This is a genomic window from Tateyamaria pelophila, assembly GCF_019966495.1.
Taxonomy (GTDB): Bacteria; Pseudomonadota; Alphaproteobacteria; order Rhodobacterales; family Rhodobacteraceae; genus Tateyamaria; species Tateyamaria pelophila.
Genome location: NZ_JAIMIA010000133.1, coordinates 1 through 11,099 on the forward strand (window position 1 = coordinate 1; position 11,099 = coordinate 11,099).

At 57.8% G+C, this 11,099-nt stretch carries 13 protein-coding genes; 7 read left to right on the forward strand and 6 right to left on the reverse strand.

The genetic code is table 11. From position 1 onward, the window contains the following. Positions 1-51: 51 nt before the first annotated feature. A complete protein-coding gene (locus LC354_RS23470) occupies positions 52-777 on the reverse strand; it encodes a hypothetical protein (RefSeq protein WP_223428406.1) in 726 nt (241 codons plus the stop codon). Between the two features lie 162 nt (positions 778-939). Between LC354_RS23470 and LC354_RS23475 the strand changes: the two genes are divergently transcribed. Then, entirely contained in the window at positions 940-2,106 is a 1,167-nt protein-coding gene (locus LC354_RS23475; RefSeq protein ID WP_223428407.1) for an alpha-hydroxy acid oxidase, read from the forward strand. Next, positions 2,106-2,714, forward strand: a complete 609-nt coding sequence (locus LC354_RS23480) for a sulfotransferase family 2 domain-containing protein (RefSeq protein WP_223428408.1) — start codon at positions 2,106-2,108, stop codon at positions 2,712-2,714. The genes LC354_RS23475 and LC354_RS23480 overlap by 1 nt, the downstream gene beginning before the upstream one ends. On the opposite strand, the gene LC354_RS23485 is transcribed toward LC354_RS23480, so the two are convergent. Beyond that, on the reverse strand, positions 2,699-3,877 hold the full coding sequence (locus LC354_RS23485; protein WP_223428409.1) for an MFS transporter: 1,179 nt from the start codon (positions 3,875-3,877) through the stop codon (positions 2,699-2,701). The two genes, LC354_RS23480 and LC354_RS23485, sit on opposite strands and share 16 nt — an antisense overlap. Before the next feature lie 149 nt (positions 3,878-4,026). Between LC354_RS23485 and LC354_RS23490 the strand changes: the two genes are divergently transcribed. From LC354_RS23490 to LC354_RS23510, 5 genes are all read left to right on the forward strand, one after another. Then, positions 4,027-4,680, forward strand: a complete 654-nt coding sequence (locus tag LC354_RS23490) for a 50S ribosomal protein L25/general stress protein Ctc (RefSeq protein WP_223428410.1) — start codon at positions 4,027-4,029, stop codon at positions 4,678-4,680. A gap of 160 nt (positions 4,681-4,840) precedes the next feature. Then, the gene (pth, locus tag LC354_RS23495) at positions 4,841-5,524 is read left to right on the forward strand and encodes an aminoacyl-tRNA hydrolase (protein ID WP_223428411.1); all 684 of its coding nucleotides are present in this window, start codon (positions 4,841-4,843) and stop codon (positions 5,522-5,524) included. Next, positions 5,521-6,585, forward strand: coding sequence for a DUF2332 domain-containing protein (locus tag LC354_RS23500; RefSeq protein WP_223428412.1), 1,065 nt, complete (start codon positions 5,521-5,523; stop codon positions 6,583-6,585). Before pth ends, LC354_RS23500 begins: the two co-directional genes overlap by 4 nt. A 306-nt stretch (positions 6,586-6,891) precedes the next feature. Then, positions 6,892-7,782, forward strand: a complete 891-nt coding sequence (locus tag LC354_RS23505; protein ID WP_317849389.1) for a serine hydrolase domain-containing protein — start codon at positions 6,892-6,894, stop codon at positions 7,780-7,782. A gap of 1 nt (position 7,783) precedes the next feature. Next, positions 7,784-8,152: a DUF2237 family protein gene (locus LC354_RS23510; RefSeq protein ID WP_223428414.1), complete on the forward strand. Its 369-nt coding sequence runs from the start codon at positions 7,784-7,786 to the stop codon at positions 8,150-8,152. A 41-nt stretch (positions 8,153-8,193) separates the two neighbouring features. Here LC354_RS23510 and trpB read toward each other — a convergent pair whose 3' ends face one another. From trpB to ihfB, 4 genes are all read right to left on the reverse strand, one after another. Next, positions 8,194-9,426 carry a tryptophan synthase subunit beta gene (trpB, locus tag LC354_RS23515; protein WP_223428415.1) on the reverse strand — a complete coding sequence of 411 codons (1,233 nt, stop codon included), beginning with the start codon at positions 9,424-9,426 and terminating at the stop codon, positions 8,194-8,196. Positions 9,427-9,502: 76 nt separating this feature from the next. After that, positions 9,503-10,156: a phosphoribosylanthranilate isomerase gene (locus LC354_RS23520; RefSeq protein ID WP_223428416.1), complete on the reverse strand. Its 654-nt coding sequence runs from the start codon at positions 10,154-10,156 to the stop codon at positions 9,503-9,505. Positions 10,157-10,161: 5 nt separating this feature from the next. After that, positions 10,162-10,512: a LapA family protein gene (locus tag LC354_RS23525; protein WP_223428417.1), complete on the reverse strand. Its 351-nt coding sequence runs from the start codon at positions 10,510-10,512 to the stop codon at positions 10,162-10,164. Continuing rightward, positions 10,513-10,797: an integration host factor subunit beta gene (ihfB, locus tag LC354_RS23530; protein WP_223428418.1), complete on the reverse strand. Its 285-nt coding sequence runs from the start codon at positions 10,795-10,797 to the stop codon at positions 10,513-10,515. Between the last annotated feature and the right edge of the window lie 302 nt (positions 10,798-11,099).

Below are 11,099 nucleotides of genomic sequence, written 5' to 3' on the forward strand. Positions count from 1 at the left end.
AACGCATGATCTTCTCTCCTGAATTTTGAAACCATACCGCCACAGCGGGTTTCAAAATTCAGGAGAGAAGATCAGAGAAAGATTCGCTGAAGCGGACCGGCTAGAAGCCGGTGGCTTCGATCCATTAGGTGGAAAGTCAATGCTCTCCATCCACGCGTCCTGCGTCGCGGCTTCGATCAACCAGGCTTCGTTTGCGATATCGCGCAGCTTCTGGGCTTTCTCTCCGCCAAGGTACAGCGTGGCATATTGCGCCAAGGGGGCCGCGGCCTCGGCGCTCACCGTGCGCGCCTCAAAGGGCTCCTTGTGACTGCGCCGCTCCATGACATGGGCAAAGAGCGGATCCGTTGTCGCCCCTTCGACCAGACGGCACCGCGCCACAGGCCCATCATCACCTTCAGGAAAGAGTTCAGTTTCCATCATAAAACCACGTTCTGCCGCTGCCATGCGGGTCAGGTCCAAAAAACATCCCATGCCGATGGTCAATTGCCGCGCAAAGGGGTCCGTAACTGGCAGGTCCAGATCGGGGTTGCGATAGATCACCATGCCGTCTTCGCCGTCCAATGCAACTTCCCATGGCTGGCGGTTGTGCGGATTGGGGGCCAGCAATCCATATGACAGAGCATAGAGCCTTGGATCGTCATAGCGCCCGGCTTGATCCCAAGGCGCAAGGGCCGCGTGGGGCGTCCGAGTCATGGCGAATGCGGTGGCACCTCCGGTGGCGGCCAAAACCGTCCCGCCGCCAATCAAGGCAAGCGTTTCGCGTCGTGATACTTTCATTGCTTATCTCCCATAAATTGATACGATATTGAACTATATAAATCAGTATAGAACGATGTCGCACGAAACAAGTGCAATATCGCACCTTTTTTCGCAGGATTTGCCGATTGCCAAAAATCGGGCGCATTGGTAAGCAAATGTGACCAATATGAGAGCTTCATCATGCCCGTGATCACCAATATCGAAGACCTCAAGCGCATCCACGCCCGTCGTGTTCCGCGCATGTTCTATGACTATTGCGAATCCGGCAGCTGGACGGAGCAAACCTTCCGCGACAACATCTCGGATTTCGCCGATATTCGTCTGCGCCAGCGCGTCGCGGTCGATATGACCGGGCGCAGCACGGCCTCTCAGATGATCGGGCAGGATGTGACGATGCCCGTCGCCCTCGCTCCGGTAGGATCTACCGGTATGCAACATGCGGACGGTGAAATCCTTGCCGCCAAAGCCGCCGAAGCCTTTGGCGTCCCATTTACCCTGTCAACGATGTCCATATGTTCGATCGAAGATATCGCAGAGAACACGACCAAACCCTTCTGGTTTCAGCTCTATGCGATGAAGGACAAGGAGTACATCAAGCGGGTGATTCAGCGGGCCAAGGATGCCAAGTGCTCGGCCCTCGTGGTGACACTGGATTTGCAGATCCTTGGGCAGCGGCACAAGGACATCCACAACGGTCTTTCCATTCCGATCCGCCCGACACTCGGCAATATCGTCAATCTGGCGACAAAGTGGCGGTGGATTGCCGGCATGGCCAAGACCAAACGACGCCAATTCGGAAATATCGTGGGACATATTGACGGGATCAGCGACATGTCATCGCTCTCGGTCTGGGCGGCAGAAAGTTTCGATCCGAAACTGAACTGGGACGACGTGAAAGAAATCAAAAAAATGTGGGGCGGTCCCTTGATCCTCAAGGGAATTTTAGACGCCGAAGACGCGAAGATGGCGCTTCAGGTCGGCGCGGATGCGATCATCGTCTCAAACCACGGCGGGCGGCAACTGGACGGCGCACTGAGTTCCATTCGCGCGCTTCCCTCGATCCTTGACGCGGTTGGCGACCAGATCGAAGTGCACATGGATGGCGGCATTCGCTCCGGGCAGGATGTGCTCAAGGCCATCGCGATGGGCGCCAAAGGCACCTATATCGGCCGTGCATTCGTTTACGGGCTTGGCGCAATGGGGCAAGCAGGCGTCACCAAGGCTCTAGAAGTGATCCACAAGGAACTCGACACCACAATGGCGCTGTGCGGCGAAACCAACGTGACGGACCTGGGCAAGCACAACCTGTTGATCCCGGAGGATTTCGAAGGCCGCTGGCAAGCCTGATGCTGGTCTGTTCCGGCGCAAACCTCGTGTTTCTGGCGGTTCCCAAAACGGGCACGACGGCTATCGAGGTTGCGCTGATGTCCCATGCCGATATCGTCTTTGCCAAACACCGCAAGCATATGACAGCGCACCGCTATCACAAGGTCATCGCGCCCTTTCTGGCTGATACGCTGAACGTCCGTCCGGAAACCATGGCCGTCATTCGCAACCCGGTCGATCGCCTGCGCAGTTGGTACCGTTATCGCAAGCGCACCGACACCGATGATGCGGCGCACAGCACCGCGGATCTGAGTTTTGATACGTTCATCATGGACGTGATCGCAGACGATCCCCCGCCCCATGCGCGGGTCGGCAACCAGTTTGATTTTCTGTGCGATGGCAAGGGTGCATTACTTGTCGATCACCTCTTTGCCTATGAACGTCAGGTGATCCTGCGCAGCTTTCTGTGCGACCGCGTCGGCGCCCAACTGGTTTTCAAGCAAAAGAACGTGTCGCCGGACATACCGGCCCCGATCTCCGCCAATGTCGAAGACGCTCTGCGCAAAGCCCGCGCGCCCGAGTTTGCCTTGCATGCCCGCGCGCTGGAGGCTGGTCACCTGAGCGTCTGAGCCTTGGCCGTAGCCGAGGCAGAAAGCATGCGGGCCCACAAGGGCACGAGGACAAACGACACCGTCATCATGATGATCGCAATCACGTAAAACGACACCCGCAGGCCAAAACCTTCCGCCACGTATCCCATGATGACAGGGCCAAGAAAGAAGGCAGCATAGCCAAGAGCCGCCGCCTGCGAGATTGCAGCCAAACGATATTTTCTGGGCACGGCCTGTCCCACGAGCCCAAGCGCCAAAGGTGCGACAACCGAAACACCCAGACCGCCCAGCAAAAAGCCCACATAGGACACTGCGACGCTTGGAGCGGCCCCGGCCAGCGCCAGACCGATCCCTGCGACACAGGACGCGATGACCATCACGCGGATCGGCGGCCAGCCAGCCCCGAACACATGCGCTCCCAGACGTCCGATGGCCATTCCGCCTGCCAACAAGGCCGGCCCCATCGCTCCTTCGGCCGCGCCGCCACCCAGGGTCCGCTCGACGTGCAGCGCGGACCACCCTTCGGACGCCGCTTCGCCCAGAAAAGCGGCCAGTACGACCAGACCACCGACCCAGACCAAAGCGAAGGGCATACCTGACACGTCGGCCATGTCTTCGCCCGACAATACCCGCCGGTCCGGCAGTTTCATCCACAGCATGAGCAGGATGACTGCCGCCGCCATGCCCGAAAAGATGCCAACGGGTCCGATGCCTGCCTCGCGCGCCACGCCCACCGTAATCGCCGCGACGGCATAAGCGACCGAGAACAAGCCATGGTTCAGGTTCATCAGGCTGCGCCCGGTGTCGGTTTCCGCCTCGCTCACCTCGGCATTGGCCAGCACATCGGCCACACCCGAACCGCCCGCCGCCAGAAACAGGGCAATGCCCATCACCACTGGCCCCTGCGCTGTTCCGGCCATCAAGAATCCGATGACCATCGTGGCCACACCGACCACCAAGGCCCACGTGCCACAAATGCGATAGACCAATGGGGCCAGCCACATCGCCATCAGCGCGCCAATCGAGCCCAACAACAGCAACGTTCCCCAAAAGCCATCGCCTACGCCGACCTGCGCCTTGATGACTGGCATTTGCGCCGAGAAACTGGCCCAGCCGATACCAATCACCACGAAGGCGGCGATGGCTTTGCGTGACGCGCGAAGATCATTCCAAATCTGCATGTCTCAGCGGTGCCACGATCCCTGCGGGCCGTCCAGAGTAAAGCCGCGCAATTTGCCTCTTTCCAAAATCGCTGATCCGGTCTATTTGGCGCACTTCACGCGGGGTGACAGCCTTGGAGGCACCCTGCCCTAACACTTGGAGAATTATTATGGCTGGAGAGATTCCTGATCTCGAAGCCCTGGAACGGACGGGGACAGGCAAGGGCGCCGCTCGTCAGGCACGTCGTGCCGGTATGGTTCCGGGGATTGTTTTTGGTGGCGACACGGATCCGACACCAATCAATCTGCCCTTTAACAAGCTGCTGAAAATGCTGAAGGCCGGTCGGTTCAAGTCGACGCTCTTCAACATGAAAATCGAAGGCCACGACGACGTCCGCGTCATCTGCCGCGATGTTCAGCGCCACGTGGTCAAAGACCTGCCAACGCATGTCGATTTCATGCGCCTTAAGCGCACCACCAAAATCAACCTGTTCATTGCAGTTGAAGTGGTTGGCGAAGACGTATCGCCCGGCCTGAAAAAAGGCGGCGTGATGACCCTGATGCGGCCCGAGGTTGAATTGGTCGTGACCGCGGGCGATATTCCGGATCACATCACCATCGACGTGTCGGAATGCGAAATCGGCGATGCGGTCACGATTTCTTCGGTCAAGCTGCCTGAAGGGGCCAAGCCGACGATCGACCGTGACTTTGTTATTGCGAATATCTCGGCGCCATCGGGCCTGCGTGCGGCAGATGACGCAGACGAAGGCGAAGACACCGGCGAAGAGACCACCGAAGTAGCCACCGAGGGCGACGAAGAGTAATCTTCGAACCCGTTTGAAAAATCTGGGCCGCTCCATGTTTGGGGCGGCCTTTTTCGTATCTCAGACTGCCGGACATCTCACGCGGAGACCATATTGCAGTCCTTGTTCCCCCCGATTGCGCCCCCTATGCTGCGTGGCAGAAACTAGGCGGAGGACACCCATGAAACTGATCGTCGGACTGGGCAACCCAGGCCCAAAATATGCGCGTAACCGGCACAATATCGGCTTCATGGCGCTGGACCGCATTGCCGCCGACCATGGGTTTCCGGGGTGGAAGTCGAAACATCAGGGTGTTGTGAGCGAAGGGCGTTTCGGGTCGGACCGTGCGGTATTGCTCAAGCCCGAAACCTACATGAACAAGTCCGGGGATAGCGTGGGGGCCGCCATGCGCTTTTACAAGCTCGAGCCCGCAGATGTCATTGTGCTGCATGACGAGATCGACCTGGCACCCGGCAAGGTGCGCTGGAAAATCGGCGGTGGGCATGCGGGCCATAATGGCTTGCGCTCGATCCACGCGCATATCGGGCCTGAATATGCGCGCCTTCGCATGGGCGTGGGCCATCCGGGCCACAAGGATGCCGTTCCGGGCTATGTCTTGCGCGATTTTCCCAAGGCAGACGAAGACTGGCTGGATGATGTCCTGCGCGGCTGTTCTGACGGGGCCCCCCATTTGGCGCAGGGCGACGGGCCCAAGTTCATGAACGCTGTGGCGTTGCGCGTTGCGCCACCGCGTTCGGGCACCGGCGAAAAACCTGGCTCAAAACCAAAGCCCTCGGAAACGAACGCGAAGGACAAACCAGATACCCGCTCGGCCTTCCAAAGGCTCAAGGATCATTTTTCGTGACGCTGATCCAGGCGTTTCGCGACCAGTCGGAAACCTGCATCCGTATGGGTTCGCCCTTTATGGGCAAGGTTCTGGCGATACTGGCAAACAACTGGGATGAAACCTCTCGTCTGGGTCGGAAAATAGCCGTATATCAAGGGGATATCGGCCCTGCCGGACATTCCCTTCCGCTCCGGTTGGCCGGAGGATTGCACGCATTGGTGCTGCGACGGGCCTCCGCCGATCTGATCGCCGTCTACCCGCCCCACGCCCCACCTGATGCTGTGCTTGAAGAAGCCATCGTAACCGCATTGACCAAAAACGAAGATTTTCTGATCAATTGGAGCGAAAGCCCGCCGCAAACCAATGAAGTCCGCCGCAGTGCTGCTCTTATCGCCAGGGCACATGTGGCCCTCAGTCACTTCGACCGTCCGATCGTGCTGTCTGAACTTGGGGCGAGTGGCGGGCTGAATTTGATGTGGGATCACTTTGCGCTCAATGCGGCCGGTGCATCTTTCGGGCCGAAGGCAGCTGCTTTGACCCTGTCCCCGGAGTGGGATGGTCCGCCCCCGCCGACCGCTTATCCACAGCTTGTGGACAGATCAGGTGTCGATTTGAACCCTCTGAACCCGCAGGATAAAGAGGATTTGTTGCGCCTGACAGCCTACCTTTGGGCTGATCAACCCTATCGCCTTGATCTCACCCGGGCGGCCGCTTCAGTGATGAACGCCACCGTTTCTCAGGGTGACGCGATTGCCTGGCTAGAACAGCGTCTGGAAGACGCGCCCGCCGGTCACCTGCATCTGATCCAGAACACCGTTGCCTGGCAGTATTTTCCTGCAGCGCTTCAGGCCCGTGGCATCGACCTGATCGAAGCTGCCGGTGCGAAAGCAACAAAGAAAACGCCGCTGGGCTGGATGCAGATGGAGACGGACGGGGATAAGACCGGCGCTGTAGGCGCGGCGCTGACTCTGCGGCTCTGGCCCGGAGATTTGAAGTTGGATCTGGGCCGCGCCGATTTTCACGGTCGATGGATCAAATGGTATGGTGTTGAGCAAACCACGGTATCCGCTTGTGAGTAACTTTACGAGTTCAATGGATAAAGTTCTGCAATGATCGCTTATTTACTCCTTCTTTCTGCCCTGCTGTTGATAACTGGCAGTGCAATTGTCGGGTTTTGGAAATGGGTAGAGATCAAACGCTTGCTCGCGGCGAACGCATTATTCAAACCAGACAGGATTATTTCGAACTTTTCAAATATGGGTCGCATATTTTTGCACGTCGAGATGTCGCGCGGGAATGGCCCAGTCAGCCCTCTGCCTGAAGGCCCGCCAATACCGATGCCATCCAGCTATGACGATTGGGCAAAGGCGCGCATCGTGACTTCAATGCTCATTCTAAAGCGTGGAAACATCGTTCACGAGACCTACTACCAAAGTACGACTGCAGATGATCGGCGGATCAGTTGGTCTATCGCCAAAAGTTACCTGTCAGTCCTGTTCGGGATCCTTGTGGACGAGGGGCACATCGCGTCCCTTGATGACCCAATCATCAAATATGCGCCGAGCCTGAAGGGCGGCGCATACGATAGGGCAACGGTGCGCAACGTCTTGCAGATGGCGAGCGGCGTGACATTCGACGAGGATTACTTGAGCTTTAACAGCGATATCAACCGGATGGGGCGCATCCTTGCCTTCGGTGGAAAAATGGATGAATTTGCAGAAGGGCTAACGGGCAACTTTGCCGCGCCGGGTGACATCTGGCAGTACACCTCGATTGATACGCATGTCATCGGAATGGTTGCGCGCGGGGCCACCGGGCGTGACATCCCCGATCTGATGACTGAAAAGCTGATCGCCCCTTTGGGAATGGAGCATGCCCCCTCCTATCTCACCGATGGTGTCGGAGTTGCCTTTGTCCTCGGTGGTCTCAACATTACAACGCGCGATTATGCGCGCTTTGGCCAAATGGTCTTGCAGGACGGTATGTGGCAGGGTCAGCGTGTGGCGCCTGCGGAGTGGATAGCGGCGTCAACGACGCCCAGTGCGCCAACGCAGCCCGAAGAACTGGGATATGGGTATCAATGGTGGATGCCAATGGACGCTGCGCCGGGTGAATTCATGGGGCGTGGAATCTATGGGCAATACCTTTATATAAACAAGAACGCAGATGTGGTGATCGTAACGACTGCCGCGGATCAAATGTTCCGGGAGCCCGTCATAATAGCGCAGAATATCAATATGTTCCGCCAGATCGTAGCGGCCAGCGAAGGGGAGTAACATGCAACCAGACGACAGTATAAACGTGCTTGGAACCACATTGGGCCTCTGTGGCGTGGATCCCGTGACCGGCTTTTTCCGCGACGGTCATTGCAACACATGCGCGGCAGATCAGGGCAGTCACACCGTGTGCGCCGTGATGACAGCCGAATTTCTGGCGTTTTCCAAATATGTCGGAAACGACCTCAGCACGCCGCGCCCCGAATTTGGGTTTGTGGGCCTCAATCCGGGCGACAGTTGGTGCTTGTGCGCGGGGCGGTTCCTTCAAGCCCATGACGAGGGTTGCGCGCCCAAAGTCAGTCTGGACGCGACCCATATCCGCGCTCTGGACATCGTACCACTGGACATCTTGAAGCTTTACGCGGCCTGATGGTTAAATGCGCCAGTGGCCCGCTTTTCCACCTCAACGTGCTACTCGAACGACCCCATGTCAAAATCCAACGCGCGCGCCACGGTAAAGATGTCCTTGTCGCCGCGTCCGCACATATTCATGCAAATGATGTGATCGGCAGGCAGCTCGGGTGCGATCTTCATCACATGCGCCAGAGCGTGGCTGGGTTCTAGCGCCGGAATGATCCCTTCGAGGGTGCAGCACAGTTGGAACGCCTCAAGCGCTTCGACGTCTGTAATCGAAACATATTGCGCGCGACCGATGTCGTGCAGCCACGCGTGTTCCGGCCCGATACCGGGATAATCCAGCCCTGCTGAAATCGAAAACCCTTCGAGGATCTGCCCATCGTCGTCTTGCAACAGGTAGGTTCGGTTGCCGTGTAAAACGCCGGGACGTCCGCCAGTCAATGACGCGCAATGCTCCATCTTGGCGTTCACGCCCTTGCCGCCGGCCTCGACCCCGATGATCCCGACCTCTTTGTCGTCCAGGAACGGATAGAACAGGCCCATCGCGTTGGACCCGCCACCAATCGCGGCGATGACCGTGTCAGGGAAACGCCCCTCGGCTTCGACCATCTGCTCGCGAACTTCCTTGCCAATGATAGCCTGAAAATCACGGACCATCGCCGGATATGGGTGCGGGCCTGCAACGGTACCGATGCAATAGAACGTATCGCGCACATTGGTGACCCAGTCGCGGAGCGCATCGTTCATCGCATCCTTGAGGGTGCCACGGCCTGAGGTGACCGGAACGACTTCTGCGCCCAGCAAGCGCATGCGGAACACGTTTGGCGCCTGGCGTTCGACATCATGTGCGCCCATGTACACAACGCATTTCAGACCGAACTTGGCACAGACGGTCGCTGTGGCCACGCCGTGTTGACCCGCTCCGGTTTCTGCAATGATCCGGGTTTTGCCCATGCGACGCGCCAGAATGATCTGGCCCAGCACGTTGTTGATCTTGTGTGCGCCGGTGTGATTCAGCTCGTCGCGCTTCATGTAAACCTTGGCGCCGCCCAGATGCTCAGTCAGCCGCTCGGCATGATAGAGCGGGCTTGGACGGCCAACATAATGCTTCCAGAGAAAGTCCATCTCGGCCCAGAAACTGTCATCCGTTTTGGCAATCTCGTACTGCTCTTCAAGGCTGAGGATCAGGGGCATCAACGTTTCGGAAACAAAGCGCCCCCCAAAATCACCGAAACGCCCCTGCTCGTCAGGGCCGTTCATGAAGGAATTAAAAAGATCGTCTGCCATGGGACAAGTCTCCGTGTTTTCAGTCGTGATGCTCTATCGCGAACGGAGGCCGGGGTAAATGCGACACCCGTGCTTTTTACGCAGGCACTCCAGCCTTGGCAGCCATGACAAACGAACGGATCAGGTCCGTGTCCTTCTGGCCCGGGGCACTTTCGACGCCCGAACTGACATCGACCTGCCGCGCTCCGGTCAGACGAATGGCCTCGGCAACGTTGTCCGGAGCAAGCCCCCCTGCCAGCATCCAAGGGGTCGACCAGCGCCGCCCGGCGATCAACCGCCAGTCAAAGGCGAGCCCGTTGCCACCCGGGAGATCCGCGCCCTTCGGCGGCTTGGCGTCGACAAGGATCTGATCGGCTACACGCGCATATGTATCCAATGCCATCAGGTCGTTGGCATCGGCCACACCCACGGCTTTCATCACCGGCAGGCCATAACGGTTTTTGACCTGCGCGACACGTTCAGGTGTTTCCGTCCCGTGCAGTTGCAAGACATCCAACGGCACGGTCTGCGTCAGCGCGTCCAACGACGCATCATCTGCATTGACCACCAAAGCGACCTTGGCAAGGCCAACAGGCGCTTGCAGCGCCAAGGCACGGGCGGCGTCGAAACTGATATTGCGGGGCGACTTTTCGAAGAACACGAAGCCTACATAGGCCGCACCCGCTTCTGCCGCCGCAGACACGTGTTCAGGACGGCTCAAGCCGCAAATCTTGACCGAAACTTGCGGCATATCGTTCAGCTTTTTTCGTCCAGCAGGGCGAACACTTCGTCCTTACCTTCGTGCTTTTCACCGCGCAGGCGCTTAACCTCACGCTCAAGACGGCGGACTTCGCGTGCATTGCGGGCGTTTTCGGCACGCACGGTATATTCACGCATCCACTCCCAAACAAAGCCGACGAGCAAACCGACCACGATACCGATGAAAATCACCACAAAAAGCGGCAGTTCGACCTTAGGCGCCACGGCAAAGAGATACGCAACTCCACCGGGCAACAATTGTAAAGTCACAGTATCACTGTTGGCCATGGCCACGGCGATAAGGGCCACCGCGAAAATAGCGATGCAAGCATAGCGAATGTAGCGCATTTAGGCCTTCCCGTTCAAACGATCTCTGAGCAACTTGCCCGTCTTGAAAAACGGCACGTGCTTTTCTTCAACTTCGACTGTCTCACCCGTCCGCGGGTTTCGTCCAGTGCGCGCATCGCGCCTTTTGACAGAGAACGCACCAAAGCCACGCAACTCCACCCGGTCGCCGCGCGACATCGCATCCGTCACCTCATCGAAGATCGTGTTCACAATGCGCTCCACATCGCGTTGATAAAGATGTGGATTTTCGTCGGCAATCTTCTGAATCAGCTCTGACCGGATCATCTATATCTCCCCCGCAGAATGGGTGTTTATCTGGTTTTTCTATTTTCGACTATAGGAACAATAATGCCAACCGGGAATAGGAAGCCTTTGCTCCAGATGGCTTTTTCCACAGTTCTGAGACCATGATCCATGATCTGGACCGGATTTCGACGTTTTTGACGTCCGATATGGCACAGCGCAGACGCACCAATGCACACTATCCCACATTGATTCGGACCAGACACGGGTACTGTAACCTGACGTCTGGAAATTTAGTTGGAGATTGCGCTGAGAGCCCCTGCCGAGGCGTGCCCCGGCAGAGG

What these genes read in the sequence shown, in the direction of transcription:
- LC354_RS23470 (WP_223428406.1), bottom strand. Translation starts at nt 777, where the DNA reads ATGAAAGTATCACGACGCGAAACGCTTGCCTTGATTGGCGGCGGGACG.
- LC354_RS23475 (WP_223428407.1), top strand. Translation starts at nt 940, where the DNA reads ATGCCCGTGATCACCAATATCGAAGACCTCAAGCGCATCCACGCCCGT.
- LC354_RS23480 (WP_223428408.1), top strand. Translation starts at nt 2,106, where the DNA reads ATGCTGGTCTGTTCCGGCGCAAACCTCGTGTTTCTGGCGGTTCCCAAA.
- LC354_RS23485 (WP_223428409.1), bottom strand. Translation starts at nt 3,877, where the DNA reads ATGCAGATTTGGAATGATCTTCGCGCGTCACGCAAAGCCATCGCCGCC.
- LC354_RS23490 (WP_223428410.1), top strand. Translation starts at nt 4,027, where the DNA reads ATGGCTGGAGAGATTCCTGATCTCGAAGCCCTGGAACGGACGGGGACA.
- pth (WP_223428411.1), top strand. Translation starts at nt 4,841, where the DNA reads ATGAAACTGATCGTCGGACTGGGCAACCCAGGCCCAAAATATGCGCGT.
- LC354_RS23505 (WP_317849389.1), top strand. Translation starts at nt 6,892, where the DNA reads ATGCTCATTCTAAAGCGTGGAAACATCGTTCACGAGACCTACTACCAA.
- LC354_RS23510 (WP_223428414.1), top strand. Translation starts at nt 7,784, where the DNA reads ATGCAACCAGACGACAGTATAAACGTGCTTGGAACCACATTGGGCCTC.
- trpB (WP_223428415.1), bottom strand. Translation starts at nt 9,426, where the DNA reads ATGGCAGACGATCTTTTTAATTCCTTCATGAACGGCCCTGACGAGCAG.
- LC354_RS23520 (WP_223428416.1), bottom strand. Translation starts at nt 10,156, where the DNA reads ATGCCGCAAGTTTCGGTCAAGATTTGCGGCTTGAGCCGTCCTGAACAC.
- LC354_RS23525 (WP_223428417.1), bottom strand. Translation starts at nt 10,512, where the DNA reads ATGCGCTACATTCGCTATGCTTGCATCGCTATTTTCGCGGTGGCCCTT.
- ihfB (WP_223428418.1), bottom strand. Translation starts at nt 10,797, where the DNA reads ATGATCCGGTCAGAGCTGATTCAGAAGATTGCCGACGAAAATCCACAT.